At 58.0% G+C, this 25,559-nt stretch carries 14 protein-coding genes and 8 pseudogenes; 14 read left to right on the forward strand and 8 right to left on the reverse strand.

Annotated features, from left to right (window positions below; all coding sequences use genetic code 11):
* Positions 1–19 precede the first annotated feature (19 nt).
* The 3 genes and pseudogenes from AC0L7U_RS19900 to AC0L7U_RS19910 all read left to right on the forward strand — a co-directional run bounded on the left by AC0L7U_RS19900 (position 20) and on the right by AC0L7U_RS19910 (position 5,205).
* Complete coding sequence (locus AC0L7U_RS19900) at positions 20–1,411, forward strand: bifunctional enoyl-CoA hydratase/phosphate acetyltransferase (RefSeq protein WP_473696262.1); 1,392 nt, start codon at positions 20–22, stop codon at positions 1,409–1,411.
* A gap of 23 nt (positions 1,412–1,434) precedes the next feature.
* Entirely contained in the window at positions 1,435–2,625 is a 1,191-nt protein-coding gene (locus AC0L7U_RS19905) for an acetate/propionate family kinase (RefSeq protein WP_473696264.1), read from the forward strand.
* An 11-nt stretch (positions 2,626–2,636) separates the two neighbouring features.
* Positions 2,637–5,205, forward strand: a pseudogene (locus AC0L7U_RS19910) (plasma-membrane proton-efflux P-type ATPase).
* On the opposite strand, the pseudogene AC0L7U_RS19915 reads toward AC0L7U_RS19910, so the two are convergent.
* A pseudogene (locus AC0L7U_RS19915) lies at positions 5,193–5,516 on the reverse strand (DDE-type integrase/transposase/recombinase); the annotation flags it as partial. The pseudogenes AC0L7U_RS19910 and AC0L7U_RS19915 overlap by 13 nt on opposite strands.
* A 148-nt stretch (positions 5,517–5,664) precedes the next feature.
* On the opposite strand from AC0L7U_RS19915, the pseudogene AC0L7U_RS19920 reads away from it, so the two are divergent.
* Positions 5,665–5,930: pseudogene (locus AC0L7U_RS19920) on the forward strand (aldehyde dehydrogenase family protein); the annotation flags it as partial.
* Between the two features lie 194 nt (positions 5,931–6,124).
* Entirely contained in the window at positions 6,125–7,999 is a 1,875-nt protein-coding gene (locus AC0L7U_RS19925; RefSeq protein ID WP_473696266.1) for a glycoside hydrolase family 15 protein, read from the forward strand.
* 34 nt (positions 8,000–8,033) lie between these two features.
* Here AC0L7U_RS19925 and AC0L7U_RS19930 read toward each other — a convergent pair whose 3' ends face one another.
* Complete coding sequence (locus AC0L7U_RS19930; RefSeq protein ID WP_473696268.1) at positions 8,034–9,032, reverse strand: SDR family oxidoreductase; 999 nt, start codon at positions 9,030–9,032, stop codon at positions 8,034–8,036.
* A gap of 197 nt (positions 9,033–9,229) precedes the next feature.
* Between AC0L7U_RS19930 and AC0L7U_RS19935 the strand changes: the two genes are divergently transcribed.
* Positions 9,230–10,603: an NAD-dependent succinate-semialdehyde dehydrogenase gene (locus AC0L7U_RS19935; protein ID WP_473696270.1), complete on the forward strand. Its 1,374-nt coding sequence runs from the start codon at positions 9,230–9,232 to the stop codon at positions 10,601–10,603.
* Positions 10,604–10,647: 44 nt separating this feature from the next.
* On the opposite strand, the gene AC0L7U_RS19940 is transcribed toward AC0L7U_RS19935, so the two are convergent.
* The gene (locus tag AC0L7U_RS19940; protein WP_473696272.1) at positions 10,648–11,667 is read right to left on the reverse strand and encodes an AraC family transcriptional regulator; all 1,020 of its coding nucleotides are present in this window, start codon (positions 11,665–11,667) and stop codon (positions 10,648–10,650) included.
* A gap of 93 nt (positions 11,668–11,760) precedes the next feature.
* On the opposite strand from AC0L7U_RS19940, the gene AC0L7U_RS19945 reads away from it, so the two are divergent.
* Positions 11,761–12,963, forward strand: a complete 1,203-nt coding sequence (locus AC0L7U_RS19945; protein ID WP_473696275.1) for an MFS transporter — start codon at positions 11,761–11,763, stop codon at positions 12,961–12,963.
* 100 nt (positions 12,964–13,063) lie between these two features.
* On the opposite strand, the gene AC0L7U_RS19950 is transcribed toward AC0L7U_RS19945, so the two are convergent.
* Positions 13,064–13,840 (reverse strand): undecaprenyl-diphosphate phosphatase, encoded by a 777-nt coding sequence (locus tag AC0L7U_RS19950; protein ID WP_473696277.1) that lies wholly within the window; start codon positions 13,838–13,840, stop codon positions 13,064–13,066.
* Positions 13,841–13,849: 9 nt separating this feature from the next.
* On the reverse strand, positions 13,850–14,476 hold the full coding sequence (locus tag AC0L7U_RS19955; RefSeq protein WP_473696279.1) for a DedA family protein: 627 nt from the start codon (positions 14,474–14,476) through the stop codon (positions 13,850–13,852).
* A 385-nt stretch (positions 14,477–14,861) separates the two neighbouring features.
* Here AC0L7U_RS19955 and AC0L7U_RS19960 point away from each other — a divergent pair, with 385 nt between their 5' ends.
* Positions 14,862–15,545, forward strand: coding sequence for a phosphatase PAP2 family protein (locus tag AC0L7U_RS19960; protein ID WP_473696521.1), 684 nt, complete (start codon positions 14,862–14,864; stop codon positions 15,543–15,545).
* A 214-nt stretch (positions 15,546–15,759) separates the two neighbouring features.
* On the opposite strand, the gene AC0L7U_RS19965 is transcribed toward AC0L7U_RS19960, so the two are convergent.
* The 3 genes and pseudogenes from AC0L7U_RS19965 to AC0L7U_RS19975 form a co-directional block, all read right to left on the reverse strand.
* Entirely contained in the window at positions 15,760–17,103 is a 1,344-nt protein-coding gene (locus AC0L7U_RS19965) for a sensor histidine kinase (protein WP_473696281.1), read from the reverse strand.
* Positions 17,090–17,773 (reverse strand): annotated as a pseudogene (locus AC0L7U_RS19970) (winged helix-turn-helix domain-containing protein). Before AC0L7U_RS19970 ends, AC0L7U_RS19965 begins: the two are co-directional and overlap by 14 nt.
* A 262-nt stretch (positions 17,774–18,035) precedes the next feature.
* Positions 18,036–18,918: pseudogene (locus AC0L7U_RS19975) on the reverse strand (MurR/RpiR family transcriptional regulator).
* A gap of 268 nt (positions 18,919–19,186) precedes the next feature.
* On the opposite strand from AC0L7U_RS19975, the pseudogene AC0L7U_RS19980 reads away from it, so the two are divergent.
* The 6 genes and pseudogenes from AC0L7U_RS19980 to AC0L7U_RS20005 all read left to right on the forward strand — a co-directional run bounded on the left by AC0L7U_RS19980 (position 19,187) and on the right by AC0L7U_RS20005 (position 25,506).
* Positions 19,187–20,228 (forward strand): annotated as a pseudogene (locus AC0L7U_RS19980) (glycoside hydrolase family 3 N-terminal domain-containing protein).
* Positions 20,229–20,315: 87 nt separating this feature from the next.
* Positions 20,316–21,981 (forward strand): annotated as a pseudogene (locus AC0L7U_RS19985) (ABC transporter substrate-binding protein).
* Between the two features lie 51 nt (positions 21,982–22,032).
* Positions 22,033–23,010, forward strand: coding sequence for an ABC transporter permease (locus AC0L7U_RS19990; protein ID WP_473696283.1), 978 nt, complete (start codon positions 22,033–22,035; stop codon positions 23,008–23,010).
* A pseudogene (locus tag AC0L7U_RS19995) lies at positions 23,010–23,900 on the forward strand (ABC transporter permease). Before AC0L7U_RS19990 ends, AC0L7U_RS19995 begins: the two are co-directional and overlap by 1 nt.
* The gene (locus tag AC0L7U_RS20000) at positions 23,897–24,691 is read left to right on the forward strand and encodes an ABC transporter ATP-binding protein (RefSeq protein ID WP_473696285.1); all 795 of its coding nucleotides are present in this window, start codon (positions 23,897–23,899) and stop codon (positions 24,689–24,691) included. Before AC0L7U_RS19995 ends, AC0L7U_RS20000 begins: the two are co-directional and overlap by 4 nt.
* Positions 24,688–25,506, forward strand: a complete 819-nt coding sequence (locus AC0L7U_RS20005; RefSeq protein ID WP_473696287.1) for an ABC transporter ATP-binding protein — start codon at positions 24,688–24,690, stop codon at positions 25,504–25,506. The genes AC0L7U_RS20000 and AC0L7U_RS20005 overlap by 4 nt, the downstream gene beginning before the upstream one ends.
* Positions 25,507–25,559: the final 53 nt, after the last annotated feature.

Here is a 25,559-nt window from a genome sequence, read left to right on the forward strand (position 1 = left end):
CAGCACAGAGATCCAGATCATGCAGCAAGCAGCTTCGTCTTTTATTGAAAACCGGACTTTTGACAGCATTGCCATTGGGGACAGTGCAGAACTCGTTCGTACACTCGAACAGCGCGACATTGATCTGTTCGCCAGTATGTCAGGCGATGTCAATCCGGCGCACACCGATCCGGAATTTGCCAAGACCGATATGTTTCATCGGGTGATAGGCCATGGGATGTGGGGCGCAACGCTGATTTCCACGGTTCTTGGAACCGAATTGCCGGGCCCTGGAACGATCTATCTGGATCAGAGCCTGCGCTTTCTCGCGCCCGTGGGTCTGGGGGATACGGTCACGGTCAGCGTGACGGCACAGGAGAAGGACGCCAAGCATCACCGTATCACCTTCGCCTGCGCCTGTATCAACCAGAAGGGCGAAACCGTCATTGATGGGACCGCTTTGGTGATTGCTCCCAGCGACAAGATCCGTCGCCCGCGGGTTGTCTTGCCGGATGTTGTGATTGAGCATCCGGGGGCGAAGTTTCAGGCGATCATTGCAAAGGCTGTCGAAACGCCGCCATTACTGACCGCTGTGGTTCACCCGGTGGAAAGCAATGCCCTGCAAGGCGCAGTTGACGCGGCCCGGGCGGGATTGATCGAGCCGGTGCTGATTGGGCCGGAAGACAAAATCCGCGCTGCAGCCGAGGTGGCCGGGCTGGACATTTCGCCCTATCGCCTCATTGCGACCGAACATTCGCACGCCGCCGCCGCCCACGCCGCCGCCTTGGCGCGTGACAAGGACGTGCTCGCTCTGATGAAGGGCAGTTTGCACACGGACGAGTTTCTTCATCCCATCATGGATCCTGCCAACAACCTGCGTACTGAACGCAAGTTGAGCCACGTCTTTGTGCTGGATGTGCCGCGCTATGAACAACTGCTTTTCATCACCGATGCGGCTATCAACATTGCGCCGGATCTGATGACCAAGCGGGATATTGTTCAAAACGTCATCGATATGGCGTTGGCCTTGGGCGTCGAGACCCCCCGCGTCGCCCTGCTGGGGGCTGTTGAAACGGTCAATGCCCGGATGCCATCGACCCTCGATGCTGCTGCCCTGTGCAAGATGGCAGATCGCGGCCAGATCGCGGGTGGCATCGTCGATGGTCCGTTGGCGTTCGACACGGCGGTGTCTCCTGCCGCTGCCGCCACGAAGCGTCTGGTTTCAGCGGTGGCAGGACGGGCCGATATTCTTGTCGCGCCGGATCTTGATGCAGGCAACATGATTGCCAAGCAACTCGAGTATCTGGCGGGCGCCCGCATTGCCGGGGTCGTGCAGGGCGCGCGGGTGCCGATTATCCTGACAAGTCGGGCAGATGATGCACAAAATCGTCTGGCCTCCTGCGCCGCGGCGGTACTGATTGCCCGGTCCTAGGCCGAAGCAGCGGATCGCGTCGCATGACCTCCGCAGTCCTTACACTCAATGCCGGGTCGTCGAGCCTGAAGTTCGGGATCTTTGCCCTTGAAGCCGAAGGACCGGTTCCGGTTGCAGAAGGGCTTGCGGAAAAAGTTGGTGAGGCGCGCCGCCTGACGATCCACGAAACTGGACGCGATGCGCCCTTCTTTCACACCCTGCCCGCTGGCGTGGAAGACGAACGGGTCTTGCACCTGGTGCTGCGCTGGATTGGAGACCATGAGGCCGGGTTGACGACCGTGGCTGCCGGACACCGCATCGTGCACGGCGGCGCGCAGTTTACCGGTCCGGTACGGGTGGATGCTGACATCCTGACAGCGCTGGAAGCGCTGACACCGCTTGCCCCGTTGCATCAGCCTTTCAATCTGGCACCCATCCGCGCCTTGGCGAAAGCATCGCCGGGTCTACCTCAGATTGCCTGTTTTGACACGGCGTTTCACACAACGAATGCGCCAGAAGTCAGCCATTTCGCTCTCCCGCGTGAGCTGACGGCGGCCGGCATACGGCGCTACGGATTCCATGGCATCTCTTACGAATATATCACCTCCTGTCTGCCGGAGTACCTTGACGACAAGGCGATGGGGCGCGTGGTGATGGCTCATCTTGGCAATGGTGCCAGCATGTGCGGCATTCATCAGGGGCGCTCTGTCGCCTCGACCATGGGGTTCACGGCCCTGGACGGATTGCCCATGGGTACGCGTAGCGGGGCCCTCGATCCCGGGGTGCTGCTCTATTTGCTGACCGAAAAGGGCATGAACGCCGATGCGCTGACAGACCTGTTGTATCGCAAGTCTGGTCTGCTCGGCGTGTCCGGAATCTCGAATGACATGCGGCAGCTTCTGGCAAGCCCGGAAGCTGGTGCCCGCGAGGCGGTTGCGCTTTTCACGCACCGTGTCCTGCGTGAGCTGGGGTCACTGGCCGCAGCGCTTGGCGGTCTCGATGCGCTTGTGTTTACCGGCGGCATCGGCGAACACGCGGCGCCGATCCGGGCAGCGGTCTGTGAGGCGGCAAGCTGGCTTGGCATTACTCTGGATCGGCGTGCCAACACCCGGGGTAAAGCCTGTATCAGCACGGTGGACAGTGCCGTCACCGTTTTGGCCCTGCCTACGAATGAAGACCTGATGATTGCCCGCCATTGCGCGCGGATCGTTGGGCATGGCGCTGTTCAACCTTGAAAGACATCCCCATGACGACAGGATCTTTCGGCCCTCGTGCCGTTCAAAGCCTTGACAGCAAGGAGGTTGAAACCCTTGCCGCTGAAGAGGTTTTCAACCGTCTTGCCACCACATCAGACGGCTTGACCACAGCCGAGGCCGCGTCCCGGCGACAGTCCTTGGGCCCCAACAGCCTGATGGAGCAAAAACAAAGTCTGGTGCTGACGTTTCTGGGCTATTTCTGGGGGCCGATCCCCTGGATGATCGAAGTGGCGGCGGTTCTGTCGGCGTTGGTTCGGCATTGGCCTGACTTTCTGATCATCCTGGCGCTTCTGGTTTTCAATGCCTGCGTCGGCTTCTGGCAGGAGTACAAGGCCTCCAACGCGCTTGATGCGCTCAAAGGTCAACTGGCGTTGCGCGCCCGGGTACGCCGCGATGGTACGTGGCAGCAGGTGGATGCCGCTGATCTGGTGCTAGGCGATATCATCCGCATTCGCGCTGGCGATGTGATCCCGGCGGACGCCAAGCTGACCGACGGTGATTATCTTGCCATCGACCAGTCGGCCTTGACCGGCGAAAGCCTTCCCGTCGACAAGAAGGCCAACGACATGGCCTATTCCGGTGCGATTGTCCGACAAGGCGAAATGCAGGCTCTTGTCAGCGCAACGGGTAGCAAGACCTTGCTTGGAAAGACGGCACAACTTGTTCAAACCGCAGGTGCGCCGTCGCATTTTCAAAAGGCCGTTCTGGCCATCGGCAACTATCTGATTGTCCTTAGTCTGTTTTTGGTCGCCGTCTTGATTTGCGTTGAACTTTACCGCGGAACGGCGGTGCTGGAGGTCGTGCAATTCGCGCTTATCTTGACGGTCGCTTCCATCCCGGTTGCCATGCCCGCAGTGCTCTCGGTCACAATGGCTGCGGGTGCGCTGAAGCTCTCGCGTCAAAAGGCCATCGTCTCCCGCCTTCAAGCCATTGAGGAAATGGCGGGCATTGATATCCTGTGTTCCGACAAGACGGGCACATTGACGCAAAACCGGCTGACATTGGGTGAGCCGGTGTTGTTTGCCAGCGACAGCGCACAGGATGTTATTCTGGCCGCGGCTCTCGCGTCACGCGCTGAAAATGGCGACGCTATTGATGCCGCCGTCATCGCCGGATTGAGTGACCCGGCTATAACCGATGCCTGAGCGGCAGACCGGGTTCTTGCCCTTCGATCCCGTCGGCAAGCGGACAGAGGCCACGGTCACGTCGCCGGAGGGGCAGTCGGTTCAGGTCACCAAGGGAGCACCGCAGGTCATTCTTGCCTTGGCCCCCTTGGCGGCGGAAGATGCGCAGCGAGCGGCCGAAACCGTTGCCAAGCTGGCTGAAAAAGGTAATCGTGCTCTGGGTGTTGCGCGCAAACAGGCGGGTGAAGCGTGGCAGTTCCTCGGCATTCTGCCGATGTTTGATCCACCACGCGAGGATTCCGCGCGCACGATTTCCGAAGCCGGAGATCATGGCATCTCGGTCAAGCTCGTCACGGGTGACAATGCCGCTATCGGGCGTGAGATTGCCGATACGCTGGGGCTCGGCCGCAATATTATTCCCGCGAGTGATGTCTTCGGTGCGGACGGCAAGTCGGTTGTCGCCGACAGCGCCGAGCGGATTGCGGCAGCGGGCGGATTTGCCGAAGTGTTTCCCGAGCACAAATACGCCATCGTCAAAAGCTTGCAGGCGCATGGACATCTGGTGGGCATGACGGGGGATGGTGTCAACGATGCACCGGCCTTGAAGCAGGCTGATGTCGGTATCGCCGTGAGTGGTGCCACCGATGCCGCCCGCTCCGCCGCAGACCTCATTTTGACCCAGTCCGGTCTCTCGACCATCATCAAGGCCGTAGAGGAAGCACGGCGCATCTTCGAGCGCATGAACTCCTATGCGATTTATCGCATCAACGAGACCATCCGCATCATGATTTTCGTGGTGCTGGCCATGATCATTTATGGATTCTACCCGATCACGGCGATCATGATTATCCTGCTCGCCTTCTTCAACGACATTCCGATCATGACGATTGCCTATGACAAGACATGGCTTGATCCGAAACCGGTGCGCTGGAACATGCACCGGGTGCTTTCTGTCTCTACCGTGATGGGCGTCACGGGCACAATCGGCAGTTTCCTCATGCTGTGGCTGGCGATGGACTGGCTGAAACTGCCTGTCGACAAGATCCAGACCTATATTTTCCTGAAGATGGCGGTATCGGGTCATTTGGCGCTGTTCAGCGCCCGGTCCCGGAGTTGGTACATCACGCGGCCCTGGCCTGCGCCCTCGATGATCTGGGCTGCCGTTGGCACCAAGGTGCTGGCGACGTTGCTGTGTCTGTGGCCCCTCGGCTTGATGGCACCGCTGAGCTGGTTCGATGTCGGTATCATCTGGGCTTATTCTCTGATCTGGGCGTTTGTGACCGATGCAACGAAGATTGCTGTCTATCGCTTTCTGGCTAAGGCCTTGAACTCATCCAACCCCAAAAGACCCGGTGTTGTTCTGTTGCAAAAATTGTTTTCGGCTGACGATGCCTGGTCACCTCGGCCCTTAGCGGTCTTCGCCTCGGTGTTCTGATTAAGCAGCGCCACTACCTCAGCGAGAGCGCTCGGTCCAATCCCGAAAGCACGTTCGATGATGCGGGCCTCTCCGCGAATGTCACCGGTCGAGTTGAAGATCGCGGCCTGACCCTTGCGTAACGCCCGCATCACCTCGAAGCCCTTGATGGTCGCATAGGCCGTTTTCACCGTCTTGAAACCTCGGACTGGCTTGATCAGCAGTTGCTTGAGCTTGCCATGATCGGCCTTGGCGACGTTGTTCAGGTATTTGATTTGCCGGTGCACAGGCTCTTTCGGACACTTGCCTTCGGCCTTCAACTCCGAGATCGCGGTAACTCACCCCGTAGCGGCAATGCCAATGCACTGCCCACAAAATCACCTCACCCTGAAAATGGCACCACTTGAAATCGTGATCAAAAATCTCGCCTAGAAGTATCCGCCCTCAATCAAGCAGCGACGAAATTTTTGCAACAGAGCCGCCGAGAGCGCCGAACATGCGATCGACCTTACCAATACCAGTGATTTCGGCTTCAGTGGCAATCTCTGGACGTCTGACATTGTCCGTGCTCACCGATTTGCGCAGCAAATGGAGACCGGTGGCGTCTTTATCAATGGCTATAGTGTTTCGAACCCACGCATCCCAGTGGGGGCGTAAAAAAGAGTGGCTACGGGCGTGAACTCTCGCATTTCGGCCTGCGTGAATTCACGAATGCCCAGACCGTATGGGCCCGGACGCTTGGCTGATTGCCCCTCCCCTTCTTCCCGGCAGGCGGATTTAAAGCCGCCTGCCGTTGAGCATTTGAGTGGTCACGGCAACAGCCCGGCAATGCCTTCTTGTGTTCTCGGGGGCCGGCGTGTGGGGATCGGGAACTTGTAACTGGCGCAGGTCGTTGAAGAGGAAGGATAAACAAGCTGCGGCATTGCCGTGAGACCTTAAAGTGAGTGCGCTCGTGACCAAGCAAGACACGTCTTCCGACACCCTTCAAACCGGGCAAGGGCTTTACGAAGGACGAGCGGGATACGTGCCGATTGCGGATTATGCGATCATCGGCGACACGCGCACGGTCGCCCTCGTTGCACGCGATGGAGCGATTGACTGGTTTTGCGGGCCGGATTTTGACGGCGACCCCTTGTTTGCCCGGATGCTGGACCAGTTTCGGGGCGGGCATTTTTTCGCAGGTCCGGCGACAGCGGCCCAGACATCCAAGCGTCGTTACGATGCGGATGGTCCCATTCTCACCACAACTCATTGCACGGCAGATGCGGAAATTGACGTCACCGATTTTATGGTTCTGCCCGACAGTTTGGAACAGGTTGCGAGTTTCGGGCGCACCATCGTGCGGCTGATGGAGGGCAAACGCGGCAAGATGCCCGTTGCGGTTCGGATGAACCCCCGGGTTGATTATGGCGCGCACCTGCCGGATCTGGAACAGGGCTGCAACGGGCAATGGCGGTTTGCGCATGATGGCGACATTGTCGTCATTGACGGCGATATCAAGCTTGAGAAAACCCGCAATGGCCTGCTGGAAGGCGAGATCACACTGGCCGAAGGCGAGCGACGATATGTTCTGCTCACCATCACGCAGGGTGGCGCGGGTTATCTGGAAAACGCAGAGGCTGTGTGGAAGGCGCTGCCCGCAACCCGCGCCTGCTGGCGTGACCGCAAGCGGGAGCGGACCTATGATGGTCCCTTTGCCACACAGATGCACACCAGCTTGATGGCGCTGTCGTTGCTGGTTCATGCCCCCAGTGGTGCGGTGGTTGCCGCCCCCACAATGTCTCTGCCCGAGGTCATCGGCGGTGTGCGAAACTTCGATTATCGCTACTGTTGGCTGCGCGATTCCTATTTTGTCCTCAATGCTTTCCTTGATCAGGGAATGACTACCGAAGCTGAAGCTTTCTTCCGGTGGCTGATGGCTGCCAGCCGATCGTCTGCCCCCTATCTGGAGACCGTGTACACGTTGAATCCAGGCCGGGCGTTGGATTTGCAGACCCTTGTTACGCTGGAAGGCTATCATCGGTCCGCTCCGGTGCAATGCGGCAATGCGGCAGCAGAGCAATTGCAGCTTGATGCTTATGGCTCCATGCTGTTGACGGCGCGCTGCTATGTCGCGAAGCAAGGCAAGCTGCATCCCGGAGAAGCTGTCCGTATGGCGCAGTTCGGCGATGTGGTGATGGAGCAATGGACCCTGCCCGACAATGGCATTTGGGAAATGCCGAACCCACGGCGCCATCACACCTATTCCAAGGCGATGTGCTGGGCAGCTCTCGACAGCCTGATTGCATTGCATGAGATGGGCGCTGTCGAGGTGGATGTCGACAAGCTGACACGGGAGCGGGATCGCATCCATGACCTTGTCATGGCACGGGCGTGGAATGAAACCATCGGCGCGATCACCGGCGCACTGGATGAAGACTGGCTTGATGCCAGTGTGCTGTTGCTGCCGCGTATCGGCTTCCTCGCAGCAGATGATCCAAGAATGGTCGCGACCTATGAACGGATCCGGGCGCGTCTTGGTCATGGCGCATATCTGCGCCGCTATGCAGATGGTGTCGACGGATTGCCCGGCTGTGATGGCACATTCAACGTCTGTGGATTTTGGGCGGCTGATTATCTGGCGCGGGCCGGGCGGCTTGATGAGGCTGAAACCCAGATTGAGGCCATGCTTTGCGCCGTGAATGATCTGGGGCTGATGTCCGAGGAATATGATGCGGAAACCGGCGAGCAACTGGGGAATTTTCCGCAAGGCCTGTCGCACGCCGGGATGATTGCCGCGATTTCCGCGCTGGCAGAGGCCCGAAAGCAGGAGTGAATGTTCAGCCCCGCTTTCGGCCAAGAAGCACTATTTAGCGTCGCCGTGTGCCTGCAAAGACCGCGATTGCCGCTGTGGCCGCCAGCCCCAGGGTGAGGCCCGCCACCAACAGGGATCCACCGTTTCGGCTGATTTGCATGGCTGTTGAGGTGTCCTGTGCCTCATCGCCAAATCGCCCTTCGGCGCCCCAGTCGCCATCCACTGTGTCGAACAGATTGTCGGCGCGCTCCGGATCCTCCAACTCATCGGTCTGCTGGCCGGAGTAACCGGTCCGGGCCATGACGAAATCACCGGCTTCCGGGCTTAGTTTTTGCGACAGGATTGCCTTCACTGCCGGGAAGCCCAGCCAGTATTCGCGTTTTGGATGAAACGCTGCGTAATGAATGCTGTCTGCAATCAGCTCTGGTGTGTACACCGGCGCGACCGGACGTTGGCGATATTTCATCTTGTTACGCGCCCAGTCGAATTGCGGTGTGTTGACGGCTGGCAGATGGCAGACGGTCAATGCCACGCAGGAGTTGTCGTGCATCAGTTCGGTGCGCAAGGAATCGCTGAAGCCGACAATGGCAGACTTGGCGGCACAATAAGCCGATTGCAGCGGCACCGCGCGATACGCCAGTGCCGATCCGGTCTGGACGATGGTGCCCCAGCCCTGTCGGTTGAAGCGTTTCAAGGCCGACAATGTGCCGTTGACGGTGCCCAGATACGTCACCTCTGTCACCCGGCGATATTCCTCCGCAGTCATTTGCGAAACGGGGGACAGCACGGTTGCCATGGCGACATTGATCCAGATGTCGATGGGACCGAAGGCTTTTTCCGCTTTCGCTGCGGCGCGTTCAACGGCTTCGGCATCTGCCACGTCGAGCGGCGCGATAAGCGCTTCGCCACCTGCCTGCCGGATTTCTTGCGCGGCTGTTTCAAGCCGTTTTTTGTTGCGGGCAATCAGGGTCACGCAATTGCCTGGTGCTGCGAAGCGTTGCGCGACAGCCCGTCCAACCCCCGCAGAGGCTCCGGTGATCACGACATTGGTCATGGCCTTCTTCCTTTTTGATGCATCTGTCAGGAAACGCCTGAGGAGCGGGAAAGTTCGGACGGCCATGCAGGCAGGGGCACCGGGCTTTTGAACTGCAGCTTTTGAAAAAGAACCGACCAGTTTTGGTGCATCGCAGGAACGATTGGGCAAGCCATCTGTTAGTCCATGACAATAACAACAGGCCCCAGGAGACAGTCATGACAAGCCAGATCCAAACGATCAATCCGGCAACAGAAGACGTGCTCTCATCCTACGATCTGATGAGCAAAGAGACGGCAGAAAAGGCCGTTGAAGCCTGCCATGCGGCGTTCACCCAGTGGAAGCTGGTTTCGCTTGAAGACCGTGCCGCAAAGATCAAGGCCGTCGGTCAGGCTCTGCGCGACAACAAGGAAGAACTGGCCACCCTGATGACGCAGGAAGTTGGCAAGTTGATCAGCGACAGCCGCGACGAAGTGGACCTATGTGCTGCGATTTGCGATTTCACCGCTGACGCTGGCCCGAAGGAACTGGCCGACGAGGAACGCGATATTCCCGGCGGCACCGGCGTGATTACTTATTCGCCGGTTGGGGTGATTTACGGCATTCAGCCATGGAATTTCCCATCATATCAGGTCATGCGATACACCATTGCCAACCTGATGGCCGGCAATGGTATTTTGCTGAAACATGCGGCCAATTGCACGGGGAGCGGGTTGTTCCTGCGCGATCTGATGGAAAAAGCAGGCCTGCCCAAGAACCTGTTCACCGTTCTGGTCATTGATCATGATCAGTCCAACGAAATCATCGCCCACAAGCTGGTGCGTGGTGTAACGCTGACTGGCAGTGATGGCGCTGGCCGTGTCGTGGCGCAGGAAGCCGCCAAGCACTTGAAGAAAACGGTGCTCGAACTGGGATCGAACGATGCCTATGTGGTGCTTGATGATGCCGACCTTGATGTGGCCGTGGAGAGTTGTGCGGCCGGTCGTATTTATAACAATGGCCAGACCTGCGTGAACGCCAAGCGTTTCATCGTCACGGAGGCAAACTATGATGCCTTTGTGGAACGATTTACCGAGCGGATGAAGTCCTTCGAGATGGGCGACCCGACCGATGAAAAAACCGGCCTTGGCCCGATGTCTGGTGACAAGCTGCGCGACAAGCTCGCCGTGCAGGTGAACGACAGCATTAAGAAAGGCGCACGGGCACTCTGCGGCGGTGAAGTGCCGGATCGCAAAGGCGCGTTCTATCCGGCGACAGTTCTTGTGGATGTGGCTCCCGGCCAGCCCGCTTATGATGATGAATTGTTTGGTCCGGTCGCATCCGTGATCAAGGCTAGGGACGATGAAGACGCAATGCGGATTGCCAACGATAGTCGCTATGGTCTTGGTGGCGGGATCTTCTCAAAGGACACAGCCAAGGCCCGCGAATTGGCGTCGAAGCATTTTGACACCGGCATGGTCTGCATCAATACCTACAATGTCGCGATCCCCAACATGCCCTTTGGTGGCGTCAAGGATTCCGGTTACGGCAGTGAGCATGGTGGCTTCGGCATGAAGGAATTCGTCAACGCGAAGTCCCTCTATATCGGCTGATTGCCATCTGTCCTTGGCGCGCCATCACGCGCCAAGGCAGTTCTCTAGACACGCTTGGGCTTCGACTGACCAAACAGCCAGCCGAACCCTTTTTTAAAGGGGGCAGTACCGATGGTCCGGCGTTCCTCGCCGGGTGTGCGACCGACAACACGCTTGAAGGCGCGGCTGAAGGCGGCGCGTGATCCATATCCAAGAGTGTTGGCGGTCTGGTCAATGGTCCAGCCCTTGTCGACGATCCATTCTCGTGCAAGGCGCATGCGGATCTGGGTAACATACTCCATTGGGGCCACGCCCAATTCGGCGCGGAACTGTGCGGTGAAGACGGAGCGCGACGCGCCCATCTCGTCGGCCAGCAGATGGATGCTCCAGTCCCGACTTGGATCGCGGTGAATGGCGGCGAGCACACGGCCAAGACGCGGATCTCGAAGTGGCAGGACCCAGCCATGGTTTTCGGCCACCCGTTGCTCCACCCACCCTCGGATCAGGCTGGCTGCAATGACATCGGCCATGCGTGAGAGAATACCGGCCGAGCCAACCCGCTGAAGCTCCGCTTCTCGGGCCATGGCTTCGAGAATATGCAGCATCTCGGGTTGCTGTGACAGCACGCTTCTGGCTAGAATGGCTGGGGGCATTGTTTCCAGGATCGCCTGCATACTGCCAAGGTCGAGACGCATACGGCCTCGGAAAATCACGACTTCTGGTTCCGGACAATCTTCATCGCAGCGTTTGATGCAATCAAACGAAGTGCAGATGGTGTGCCGATCAATCGACACCAAAGGTTGTATTTGCACGTTGGTATGAGAGAGCAGACTGTGAGCACCGAGGCGGGGCAACAGAGCGGCGCCACCTGCGTGAACTTCAATCGGCTCGCCATCCGGCAAGACAAGCAGCAGAGTTCCTCGTGCAACAAAGTAGAAATGTGCGCAGTTGCCCTCGTCCCCGACAGCCAGTCCAAAGGGCGGGGTGAGTTCAATCCGTTGATAGTTCACGCCGGACAGGCGCATTCCCATCAACAGCTCGTTGACCCATTGCACTGCAGCATTTTCGGACTTTTGATCAACCATTAAAGTCTTTCAGTGATAGAATGAACGGCTCTGCCAACATAGGTCTCCTGCAAGTGGTTTTCCAGACAGGAAACAGATGCGGAGCGATTATCCATGGAACTACAAAATCTGACCGGGTCGGAAGACGCGGCAACACAGGCGACGCAGGAAACGCATTGGCCTGCCGTTTGGGCGTTGGCGCTCGGGGTCTTCAGTCTTGTCACGGCAGAGTTTCTGCCCGCCAGTCTGTTGACGCCCATTGCTGGTGATCTGCACATCGCGGAAGGTCTTGCTGGCCAGACGGTCACGATCACTGCCGTTGCAGCCCTGCTGGCTGGTTTGCTGGTGGCCCCCCTCAGCAAGGGGCTGGATCGTCGCGTGGTCATGCTGGGTCTGATGGCTCTGATGCTGGTTGCCAATCTGGCTGTGGCTCTTGCCGGATCCTTCGTGCTTTTGCTGATTGGCCGGTTTTTGCTCGGCGTTGCGCTTGGCGCATTCTGGTCTCTGGCGCCTGCCACGGCCATGCGACTGGTTCACCCGGAGAATGTGCCGCGTGCCCTCTCCCTGATTTTCAGCGGTGTTCCGATTGCGACAATCGCGGCCACCGGATTGGGCAGTTTTCTTGAGGGGTTTATTGGCTGGCGGTCGGTGTTTCTGCTGGCGGCGGGACTGTCGCTTGCGACCTTGCTGTTCCAGCTGAAAACATTGCCGTGCATGTCGCCTGAGAAAGCAGTGCCCCTGCGCGCGGTCTGGGATGTCTTGCGCCGACCGGGCATTTTTGCGGGCATTGCGGCCATCATGCTGGCCTTCACCGGTCACTTCGCCATGTTCACTTACATGCGGCCCTATCTCGAAACGATTGCCAATCTGCCGCTTGATCAGATTTCATTGGTGCTGCTGATCTTTGGGATTGCCAATCTGCTTGGCACGTTTGCGGCTGGGGCGATGCTGGCCCGCAGCCTGCAAATGACCTTGCTGCTGATGCCGATGTTGATGGCGGTGTCCGGGTTGATCCTGGTGTTTGACGGTGGCCAATCCTTTTGGGTGGAAATGGCAGCCATCGCCCTGTGGGGCTTTGCCTTCGGGGGTGTGCCCGTTGGCTGGACGACATGGATCACGCTGGTTCTGGCTGACGATGCCGAGGCCGGTGGCGCTCTTTTCGGTTCCTCGGTCCAGTTTGCCATTGCCATTGGGGCTGTTGCTGGCGGAGCAATTCTTGAAGCCTTCGGTGTGACGGGTGCCTTCGCGGCAGGGGCTATTGCCCTGCTGGGGACCGCCCTTCTGATTGCCACTCTGGTACGGGTCCATAGAGCCTGAGGATCCGATGAGCCATTGAAAAGTGGAATGAAAAACGGCGCAGCCAACCCCAAGAGGTCGGCTGCGCCGTTTTCAGATCAATCAGGCGACGATGCACGGTTCAAAGCAGGGTGAGCAGCGCCACGCCGAAGATGATCCGGTAGATTGCAAAGACTGTAAAACGGTGCGTGCGGATATAGCCAAGCAGCCATTTTACAGCAATGAAGGCTGTGATGGTGGAGATGATTAAAGCAATGCCCAGTGCGCTCCAGTTCTCATGCACAGCACCGGATTTCATCGTGTCATACAGCTCATAGGCGCTGGCGGCATACATCGTTGGAATACCGACGAGGAATGAAAACTCGGTCGCCGCAGCGCGGTTGCCGGTGCCTGCCAGCATGGCGGCGAAAATGGTGGCCGCCGAGCGGGAGGTTCCCGGAAAAATCCCCGCAACAATCTGCGCCAGGCCAACGACGATGGCGACCGTCCAGGTAATCTTCGTGCGTTCGGACCCCTCTTCCGCCAGTCGCTCGGCCCCAATCATCCAGAAACCGCCGATGATGAGCGCCCAGGCGATGGGAGTGATGGTTTCCGGTAATTTGAAGCCAAGCTTCTTGGCCACCAGCCCGAGAACCGCGGTGATGCAGAAGGCCACGAACAGCTTGGCAATGTAGTCGCGGTTTTCGGGGTCACGCCAGCCAAGCAACAGCGACATGATCCGGTTCCAGTAGATAATCGTCACGGCCAGAATCGCCCCGGCCTGAATGACGATGTTGAAGGTGTCAGAACGTTGCCCGAGCCATTGCTCTGCAATGATCAGATGGCCCGTGCTTGAGACCGGCAAGAACTCGGTTACACCTTCGATAACGCCCAGAATGGCGGCATTCAGATAGTCCATTTCAGTTTCCTAATGATCTTTTCGAGAGTTTCGAAGGTGGCGGATCACATAATAGAGGATCGCCAGAACAAGCGCTGCGGCGACCACAAGATGGAGAGAGTGCATCAGACTGTGCAACCAAGGCGTTTTCTGCCAGGCCTTGCCGAGTTTGAAACCGGCGTAGGCCAGCGCGAAGCACCAGGGCCACGAGCCGATGAAGGAATAGAGCTGAAATTTCCAGAACGGCATCTTGGACAGACCCGCTGGCAGCGATATGAAGCTCCTGACGATGGGCAGAAGTCTGGCGATGAAGACTGCTGAATTGCCGTATCTTGCAAAGAAACGATCAACCCTGTCGAGATCGCTTTGCGACAGCAGGATATATCGTCCCCACTTTTGAACGAAGCCGCGTCCTCCATAAGCGCCAACCGCATAGGCTGCCGTTGAGCCGACGTTGCAGCCGATCGCGCCAACCGTGGAAACCGCGAGCAAGCCGAGATCGCCTTGTGAGGCGAGATAGCCACCAAACGGCATAACGATTTCAGACGGCACCGGCAGGCAGGCCGATTCAAGTGCCATCAACAGCCCGATGGCCCAATAGCCCGCGTGGTCGATGGTGGTCATGATGATCGAGGAAAATTCTGCGGCAACCGACATGGCGGTGTGCTCCCAACAGTGAGATTGGTGTCTTGTTGGGAATCGCGATGGGAGCCCCGGCCTTTGAGCCGCAAAATCACATATGGCTGCGGGTTTCAGCAAGATTTCTTATCATACAATTCGGTAAGCCGGACGCACGCAGCACAGAAAATCGATGCCGCGCCGCGCGATTGCGCGGACTGCCTTGGAAACGCAAGGAGATCGGCTTTGATAAGATCCGCGAAAAATGGCGCAGATCGTAACGTCAGACGCTGAATAGCGGGCAAAACGCCCGGTCTTACGAAACGGTAAGATTACGGCAAGGTGAGGCCAAGAATGGAGGTGCACAACCCTGAAACGCAATTTGTCGGCAACAGGCCGAGGTTCGTTTCCGGAGATAGACTTGATGCATCGGCCCGTTGGTTCAGACCGTTCCTTTTCCTCTCGTGCATGGCCCAGGGTTCGAGCGAACCTCGCGCGAAACGGCCTTGCCTATGCAGTGCTGGGAGTTGCGGGTCTGACTGTGGTTTTCTGGGTGTTTCCTGACCTTGATCTTACGACCAGCCGGTTGTTCTACCGCCCGGCGGTGGGGTTCTATCTCCGTCATAACACTGCGCTTCAGGCTTTGCGTCAACTCGGTATTGTGCTGACGTGGGCCTATGGACTTGTGGCTATCGGGCTTGTTGTGGGTGGGCTGGTCTGGCGCGCCCTGCGCCCTGTTTTGCTACCACGTGGTTTGTTTCTTCTGGGCGTCATGGCGCTGGGACCAGGGCTGCTGATCAATCTGGTGCTCAAAAACAATTGGGGGCGTGCGCGACCGCGCAACCTGCTTGAGTTTGGTGGTGATCTGCCATTTTCGAAGGTCTGGGATATCGTTCCTTATTGCAAGTCGAACTGTTCCTTCGTGTCCGGCGAGGCCGGGGCGGCCTTTGCCTTGCTGGCTGTGCTTTTCGTCGTGCCGCAGCGTTTCCGCTTGGCACTTGGTCTGCCGATGTTTGTGGTTGTGCTGCTGGTGTCGCTTGATCGCGTTCTGTTCGGCGGGCATTTCCTCAGCGACACATTGCTGTCCTGGCCCTGGTGCTGGTGGTAATGCTTGCGCTGGAGCGTCCGTTCTCGCGGTTTATGGAGGCACGCGCTTCATCTAGTGCTTCGGTGGAAAGCTGGAGCAAGGTCATGCGTTTTCTTCAAGCCCCTGCCCTGCGGTCAAAAACGGACATTCGCAGCGAGGACATCTGAACTCTCAGACGGTTGCGTCTGGCTTTCTTTTCACAGGTCGTCCAATCGAGGGTGCCGCATCGGCACGCTCAAAACCACTCGCGTTCCAGGATGGTTATCTTCAAGATGTACAGAAAAGCCGTGCAGGTCGGCCACGGCGCGAACCAGGCTCGAGGCCCAGACCATTGCCAGGCTGTGGTGCGGCTTCGGTCGAGACGGTAAAGACGACGGAAAACCTTTTCGCGCTCCAGTTCGGGGATGCCGCGTCCAGTGTCACTGACAGTCGCCACCGCGCCATCGTTCGTGAGATCAAGGGACATGGTGATTTCGGCACCTTTCGGGCAATGGTTGATGGCGTTCTCGACAAGATTTACAAAGAGCTGCGTCAGCAATTCTCGATCTCCGGACACTGGCACGGGGCCATCCGGATCGGGTGCGAAGGTCAGCGTTTGTGCGTTGTCTTCGGCAACCCCCAGATAGATCTCCGCCACATTGCGCATCAAGTCGTTGAGGTCCAGCGTGCGAAAGCGCGTGCGGCGGGCGCCGCTTTCGATCTGGGCAATCCGCAGCAGGGCTTCAAATGTTGCATTGATCTTGTCGCTCTCATGCAGGGCTTCTTCCAGTCGCTCCATCAGCCCGCGCCCGTCGTCTGCCCGGGCGTAGACTTCTTCCAGCACAAGCCGCAGCCGGTTCAAGGGCGTCTTCAGGTCGTGGGCGATGTCTGTGCTCACCTGATGCATGTTTTCGACCAGGGCCGACAGGCGATCCAGCGCCGCGTTGATCTGACTGGAGACGACATCAATGTCATCGCCGGTGCCAACCAGCTTGATACGTTTGTCGAGCCGACCGTTGGAGACTTCGGCCATGGTGAAGGCAATGAGATCAAGGCGGGCCTGGGCGCGGCGTGATAGAAAAACGCCGGTGGCCAAGGCTGCCAGCACAGCGAGCGCGGTTGCCCAGCCGAAGTTGATCAGCAGAATTTGGGCCAGCTCTTCAGTCTCGGAATAGTTCTGCCCCACCAGAAGCCGGCGACCGGCCACGGTGCCGGAGACGATGCGGAACTGATCGTCGCCAGAAAGACCAAGCGTTCCGGCCGCGGTGCTGAAGATCCCTGCCTTTTGAGGGACTTTGGCGATGTTCCCGGCGAGTTGCTTGCCGTTTTCGGTGCCTAGATAGAACACCCATTCTTTCTTTCGTCGAAGGCGTGAGAAATTGTCGACTGTCTCTCGCAGGTCGTCAAACTCCCCGTCCGAGTAGCTGGCAGCAACAATCGAATAGGTCTCCTGCACCGACTGGTCGAGCGAGGAATAAAGCTCGGAGCGCAAAGCCATGAACGTCGCGACCGAGACGATGAGCGAGGACAGCACGAAACAGATGCCATAGGTCACCGCAAGCCGCACCGGCGTGCTGCGCAAAATCCTAGCGCGGCGCATGGAGACTGTATCCGGTGTTACGGATGGTGTGCAGCAGCGGTGTGTCGAAGGGCTTGTCGATCTTGGTTCGCAGGCGGCTGATATGGGTCTCGACGACGCTTGTCTGCGGGTCGAAGTGGAAGTCCCAGACCTTTTCCAGCAACATTGTGCGAGTCAGGACCCGGCCTTCACCGCGCATCAGGACTTCCAGCAAGGTGAATTCGCGGGGTTGTAATTCGATCACCTTAGCCCGCGCGCTTCACGATGCGTTTGACGATGTCCATTTCCAGATCGGCAGCGCGCAAAATGGTTCGCTGGTCCTGGACTGGTGGGCGGCGGGCAAGCGCGTTGATCCGCGCGACCAGTTCTGAGAAGGCGAAGGGTTTGACGAGATAATCATCGGCTCCGGCCTCCAATCCCTCGACTCGGTCATCGACGCCGCCAATGGCAGTGAGAAACAGCATCGGCGTGCGCACTTTTGCACCGCGCGCCGCGCGTACCAGCGACAGTCCATCCAATTCCGGCAACATGCGGTCAACGATCAGAAGATCGTAGGTGTCCGATGACCCGGTCGCCTGCACCAGACCACTGCGTCCGTCGCGCACCACATCGCAGACGTGACCAACCTCGCTCAAGCCTTGGCGATGAAATCAGCCGTTCTTTCATCGTCTTCAATGACGAGTATTCGCATGAATGCGTCTCTTTCCCCAGATGCGACAGGGCGCCCAAATCCACTGCCGCCCTCAAAGGTCACACCCTATGTGACAATCATTGCCGCAATCTTCCGGCAACTTTACATATTCGTAAGATTGCGGAAATGTTTGCGAGCGGGAAAAGATATAATGGCCCTTGCCTTGCCAGAACGCAGACGTGAGGTCGTATCGATTTTCCGCCGTCTCGGGCATCTCACTGGCCCTTCTTCTCATGAAGCTTATAAGGTGCTTCGTCGGGCCTCAATCCCCGATGGGAAGTTTCGGGTCGTTGATCTTGAGAACATTAAGATTTTGCTTGATCCGACGGAGCGTTTCAAGGCTTCCCGGTCCAATGGCTTCTGCGGTGGCCATGGATAGCATATCGACAAGCGCCAACATTGCAAACCGCGATGAAGAGGGGCGATACAGGCCACCATCTTCCTGCACGGAAAACGGGATCGTGAGATCCGAGCCGTGGGCGAGGTCCGATCCGGCTGCGGTGACAGAAATCACCCGCCCGCCGTATTGCTGAATGATCCAGGCCGCATCTTTCTGGCTTGCCACCGCTCCGGAGATGGAGAAGACGATCATAACGGTTTTTGGTGTGGCCGCTGCCGCCATCATACGTTGCAGTTCACCGTCCACCTGAGCGCTGCTCTTGAGGCCCAGAGCGAAACAGTCGGTTTTGCAGTTCCACCGCAGCCATTGAGGATGTGCCCCCTGATCCGAAGGCCAGCACGGAGTCGGCTCCGGCAAGCAAAGCCCCTGCCTGCTTCAGGATGTCCGGATCGACCATCGTCTTGAGGCGGCGCAAGGTTTCCACGGCACCGTCGCAGACATTGTCAATCAACCAGACGCCGCTGTCTTCCCCACTGGAATCCGAAGGCGCCAGATAGGCGCCGCCAACAACAACAGCTTGTGCAAGCAGCAATTTGAATGCGCGCACACCGTCGCAGCCGAGTGTGCGGCAGAAGCGGGTAACCGTCGGCTCGCTGACACTTGCGCGTTCAGCCAACTCGGCAATGGGCATATGCGTGGCCGCTTCCGGGTCGGCAAGCACCAGCGCCGCGATCCGTCTGTCAGAGCGACTGCCCGTCTCGGCATGCTCCCGAATGCGGGCAATGATGTCGACGATGACGCTCATGTTCATTCTCCTGGATCGGTCCCAAAAAGACCTGCGAGCTTCAGATAGACGTCAGGTTGTGAAAAATCTAGGCAGTTGCACAAATGTAGGTAAGTTACATAAAATATATGTCAATCTGCTTGACGATTGGAAAAAAATGTAACTAACCTACATGAAATTGCCAATGTCGATGGCCTAAACCACCGATGTGACAGGCTGTTGACATGGTGTTTGCCAGCAAATCACTGGGTCTGGTGAAAATGTAATTTTGCAAAGGAAATTGATCTTGATGCAATCCGATCCTTCCGCGTCCGCCCCTCTTGCGCTGATGCTTGGTGTTCAGCGCCCGGTTCTATCCGAGACGGAACTCGCCTTCTTCCGTGAGGCCAATCCGTATGGCCTGTTTCTTGGTCGGCGCAACATGCATACGCCAGACCAGACCCGAACGTTGATCGCGGGCTTTCGAGAGGCCGTTGGGCGTCCTGATGCTCCTGTCTTCACTGATCAGGAAGGTGGCCGAATTTCGCATCTGGATTCTGGAGCCTGGCCAATCTTTCGCTCTTTTGCTGATTTTGGTGCGCTGGCCGCGAAAGCAGGCGACGATGTGGCGTTGCAGGCGATGCAGTTTTCGACGTTGGCCATGGGCTACATGATGCGTGATCTGGGCATCGACAGCGGGTGTTCACCCGTGTTGGATCTGGCCATGGCGGGGGCAGATCCGGTGATCGGCAGTCGCGCTTTTTCCAGCGATCCCAAACTGGTTGCCGAATTTGGGCGCGTGGTCTGCGACGCCTTTCTGGAAGTTGGTATTCTGCCCGTGGTCAAACATATCCCCGGTCATGGTCGGGCGGCGGCGGACAGTCACAAGACCCGCCCGGTGGTCGAAACGTCGGCCGACGAACTCATTGCGACGGATTTCTTGCCGTTTGCAGCGCTGAAGAATGCGCCTTGGGCCATGGTCTCGCATGTTGTTTATGCAGCCTATGACGCGGAGCGTCCGGCTTCCGTCTCCCCGACGATCATTGAAGATGTCATCCGTCGGCAACTCGGTGTGACCGGTGTGCTCGTCTCGGATTGCGTGTTCATGGATCTCGCTGGAAGGGCCCGTCCATGAGCGGGTGACGCAGGTTCTGGATGGCGGTTGTGACATTGCCCTGCATTGCCATGGGGAACTGGCTGAAATGGAGCGCGCTGCTGCTGCCGCCCGCCCTCTCAGTGAGGCGGCTTTGGCACGGTGTGCTGCGGCAGATGCTCTGCGCGGCACCGCAACGGCCGATGTTTCAGGTCTTCACCGCGAGGTTGAGGCCATGTTTCGCGTGGCCGGTCTCTGATCGTGCTAGGACAGGCCCCGTCGAATGACGCGGGTCAAGACGATATGACGTCGACGTAGGGTCGGCGCAAACTGGAGAAGTGACGTTATGTTGGGAAAAACGATCCTGCCTCTTGCCGTCTCGCTCCTCGCCCTCGCGGGTCCGCTCGCGACGTCTGCGGCGGCGGAGAATGTGCTGACAGTCAACATTGAAGACTCCACTGCATGGGTGAAAAACTTCAACCCCTTCATGGTGGGGTCGGCGCGTGAAAGCACGCTGGACTTCATTTATGAGCCGTTGGTGATCATCAACAAGTATGAAGCTGACAAGGTCTATTATCGTCTGGCGACGAGCTTCAAACGCTCTGACGATTTGAAGACAGTGACCTTTGACCTGCGTCCCGACGCGGACTGGTCCGATGGCAAGCCTTTGACGTCGGCTGATGTCGTTTATACCTACAATCTTTTGAAGAAAAACCCGGCGCTGGATTCCACCGGCATCTGGACGAAACTGGCCAGTGTGACAGCCGATGGCGCGCACAAGGTTGTCTTCACGATGAAGAAGCCGAGTTCACTGGCCTTGGCCGAGTTGAACGACGTGCCGATTGTTCCCGAGCATATCTGGAAGGATGTGAAGGATCCGGTCACCTTCGCCAACCCCAAGCCTGTCGGCTCGGGACCCATGACGGAGATCACCCGCTTCACGGCACAAACCTATGACCAGTGCCGCAATCCGCATTATTGGGATGCATCCAGTCTGAAGGTCGATTGCATGCGGTTTCCGCAGCTTGCCAGCAATGATGCAATGCTGACGGCTCTTGCTTCCGGTAATCTGGATTGGGGGGCGGCCTTCATTCCTGACATCGACAAGACTTTTGTTGCCAAGGACCCTGAGCATTTTCATTATTGGTTCCCGGCCGGAACGCTCGTCGGCTTCACCTTCAATCTGGAAGATAAGGATCCGGGCAACCGGGAGGCCTTTGACGACGTGAAATTCCGTCGCGCTGTGTCAATGACATTTGATCGTCAGGCGATGATCAATGTTGCGGCCTACGGTTATCCGACCCCCAACAATGATGCCAGCGGCATTGGCGCGTCGTTCCCGTCGTGGACCGACAAGGCTGTTGTTGCCAAGCACAAGCCGGAAATGACCTATGATCTGAAGGCTGCCAAAGCCGCGCTGGCAGCGGCAGGCTACAAGGATACCAATGGCGACGGGTTCGTGGAAACGCCGTCCGGCAAGAAGATCCATGTTGACGTGATTGTTCCCAACGGCTGGACCGATTGGGACGGCACCGTGCAGATTGCTGTTGAAGGCATGCGTGCGGCCGGTGTGGATGCCAAGATGTCGACGCCGGAAAGCACAGTTTGGCAGAAGCAGATCACCGATGGCAATTTCGACCTGGCGATCAACTCCTGGCACAGCCGGGCAACGCCCTACTATACCTATGCCGAAGCCTTCAGTCAGGACTCGATTGGCAAGACCCGCTTCAACGGGGCGCGCTACCGGGACCCGGAAGTGACCAAGTTGCTCGCGGCATATGTTGAAACCGCAGACAGTGCCAGAGCAGCACGAGATCATCAAGACGTTGCAGGCCCGCATTGCGGACGCCTTGCCGATCATTCCGGTGTTCAACAACCCGATCTGGTATAACTATTCGACCCGCCATTACACCGGCTGGGCTTCGAAGGATCATGCGTGGATCGATCCGTCGTCCTACTCGACACACTATCGCATCCTGCAACTTCTTGCGCTTCGTCCTGTCGCGCAGTGATCGAGCGGCCGCCGGTGCCTTGTCATCGGCGGTTCCCACCTGGAGTGATCCATGATCTTCGTTCTTCGCCGGCTCGGCTATTACTTCCTTGCCTTTCTTGTCGCGGCCACGATCAACTTCCTGATCCCGCGGATGATGCCGGGTGATCCGGTGTCGGTCATGTTCGCACAGAATGCCGACCGCCTGTCGCCAAATGCCGTTGCCGCGCTGCGTCACACCTTCGGCTATGTTGATGGGCCTTTGTGGCTGCAATATCTTGCTTATCTGAAAAGTATTGCCACGGGTAATCTCGGGCTTTCGATCAAGTTCTATCCAACACCGGTCAGTGATGTTCTAGGTCGTGCTCTCGTCTGGACACTTGTTCTGGTCGGCAGCTCCACTCTTATTTCGTTTTGCCTGGGATCCTTTTTGGGCGCGCGTGCTGCATGGCGTCGCAACGGCACCTATGATGGCATTGTCACCACCACCGGCGTGATCGCCAATGCCTTTCCCGCTGTCGTGCTGGCACTGGTCATCCTGTTTGTTTTCGGTATTACGCTTGGCTGGTTTCCGACCGGCTATGCCTATGATCCGGCATTGGACCCGGGGTTTACCTGGCGCTTCACCGGGTCCGTGATTTCGCATGCGGCCATGCCCGTCATGTCATTGTCGATTGTTCTGACCGGCGCTTTTCTGATGAATATGCGCAACAATATGATCAATCTGATCGGTGAGGACTATCTGGTCATGGCGACTGCCAAGGGCCTGCCGGATCGTCAGGTCATGCTGCGATACGGATTGCGCAATGCCTTGTTGCCCACCGTGACAAACCTCGCCATCACCATTGCACAGGTGTTCGCAGGATCGTTGGTAACGGAGGTGATCTTCAACTACCCGGGCGTTGGCAACACGTTGTATGTCGCCATTCTCGCGCGGGATTATCCGCTTATTCAGGGGCAACTGCTGGTCATGACTTTCGCCATGCTCGCAGCCAACTTTCTGGCCGATGTAAGCTACCTTCTGATTGATCCAAGGCTTCGGAGACGCTGATGAAGAATTTTCTCACCATCCTCCTGGGCAACCGCAAGGCCGTTGTCGGTCTGGTGATCGTGGTGGCGATGGGTGTGCTTGCCATTCTGGCCCCCTGGATTGCACCATATGATCCTGTGCGCCGTCTGGCCCGACCGCATCAGGTGCCAAGTCTTGATCATCTCATTGGCACCACCCGCATGGGGCAGGATATTTTGAGCCAACTCCTGTGGGGCAGCCGAACCTCTTTGATCGTCGGCTTTTCCGCCGGGTTGCTGATCACCTTTATCGGCACCACTTTGGGATTGATCGCGGGATATTTTCGCGGGTGGGTGGATACCGTCATCAACACGCTGACCAATGTTGTTCTGGTCATACCCAATCTGCCGCTGCTGCTGGTTCTGTCGGCCTTTCTGGGGCAGGTCGGCCCGGCAATCATCATTGTCATCATTGCCGCAACGGCCTGGGGGTGGGGCGCACGGGTGACGCGGGCGCAAACGTTGACGATCCGCGAAAAAGATTTCATCCGGATTGCCGAGATTGGTGCAGAGCCGACCTGGCGCATTCTGCTGGCAGAGATCCTTCCGAACCTCGTTTCGATCGTCAGCGTCAATCTGATCGGGTCGATCACCTTCGCCGTCATGACGGAGGCAACGCTGGAATTCCTCGGTCTGGGAGATCCGCAGACCATTTCCTAGGGTGTGATGTTGCACAATGCGCAGAGCACGGCTGCCTTGCAGGTTGGTGCATGGTGGGAAGTTGCTGCCCCTTCTGCCGCCCTTGTTCTGCTTGGGGCAGGCTTGTCACTGATCAATTTCGCCATTGATGAAGTCTCAAACCCGCGTTTGCGGGCCGGTCTGGTGCATCGCCGCTGGCTTGCCCGGGTCAAAGCCATGGGGGCCTCGCGATGAGCCCGCTTCTGTCCATCAAGGACCTGACGATAGATTATGTCGGTGCGACCCATGATACGCGTGCCGTGGATGGCGTGAGCTTTGATATTGCGGAGGGAGAGATCTTTGGTCTCGCCGGTGAATCCGGGTGTGGCAAAAGCACGATTGCTTATGCCATCTGCCAATTGCTCAAGCCGCCTGCGATTGCCACGGGGACAGCCATCCTGTTTCAGGGGCGCGATTTGTTGCGGGCTACCCCGACGGATATCACGGAGACGCGCTGGCAACAGATTTCCATGGTGTTTCAAAGCGCCATGAATGCGCTAAACCCGGTCATCACCATCGAAGCGCAATTTCAGGATGTGCTGAAACGCTCAGGCTTGTCGAAGGCCGCGGCGCGGGCGCGGGCCGAGGAGTTGATGGAACTGGTGGACATTCCGGCAGCACGCCTGTCAGATTACCCGCACCAGTTTTCCGGCGGTATGCGCCAGCGCATCGTCATCGCCATCGCTCTCGCGTTGAACCCGCGACTTGTCATCATGGATGAGCCGACAACGGCTCTTGATGTGATCGTGCAGCATGAAATCATGGAAAAAATCTCCGAGCTGCAACGGCGTTTCGGATTCTCGATCCTCTTCATTACGCATGATCTTGGCTTGATGGCTGAATACAGTGATCGAATGGCTGTCATGCTGAAAGGCCAACTCGTGGAAGAAGGGCCTGCACAGCAACTCTATCGCACACCGCAGCACGACTACACCAAACTGCTCTGGTCCGCCTTTCCTCGTCTTCCAAGGAGCCTTCCTGCATGACTTCCGAAGCTCTCTTGTCGCTGACCAATGTCAGTAAGACCTATGGTCATGGTGCTGGTATGGTCACGGCCTTGTCGAGTGTCTCATTGCAATTGGTGCCCGGGCGTGCTCTGGCGCTTGTCGGAGCATCTGGCAGTGGCAAGACCACTTGTGCCCGCATGCTGACGGGGCTGGAAGCCCCGGATTCCGGCGCAGTCACATTCAAGGGAACTCCACGTCCGGCGCGTCCGACACCTGCCGAAAGGCGCGGTTTTGCCCGCACTGTGCAAATCGTCTTTCAAGATCCTTTTGCCGTTCTCAATCCGGCGCACACCATTCGTCATCATATCGCCCGCCCTATCCTGCGTTATCACGGACGCCAGTCTCGTGCGGCGCTTGAGGACCGGCTGATTGAGGTGCTGGCAGAGGTGGGCCTCGGGCCGGAGTATCTTGGCCGTCACCCGCATCAGTTATCCGGCGGTCAGCGCCAGCGTGTGAATATTGCCCGCGCCCTGACCGCGCAACCCGAAGTGCTGATTGCCGATGAACCGACTTCGATGCTTGATGTGTCCCTGCGGTTGGAGGTTCTGGGTATCTTCCAGCGCATGAAGAAGGATCACGGTGTGGCGCTTTTGTACATCACGCATGATCTGGCGACCGCTCATGCGATTGCTGACGATATTTGCGTCATGCAGAGCGGCGAGATTGTCGAACGCGGGCTTGCCCGCGATGTAATCACCAACCCGCAACATGCATACACCCAGCGTCTTCTCGCCTCTGTTCCGGATCCTGACAAGCCACGCAGTCGGTCAGACACTCTGGCCGCATCAGTGTGATCTGGCGTTGAGATGACACAGTATTCCACCTGTGCCGCGCCGGGATCGGGCAC

It is taken from the genome of Roseibium sp. 10G30-5, assembly GCF_055809635.1.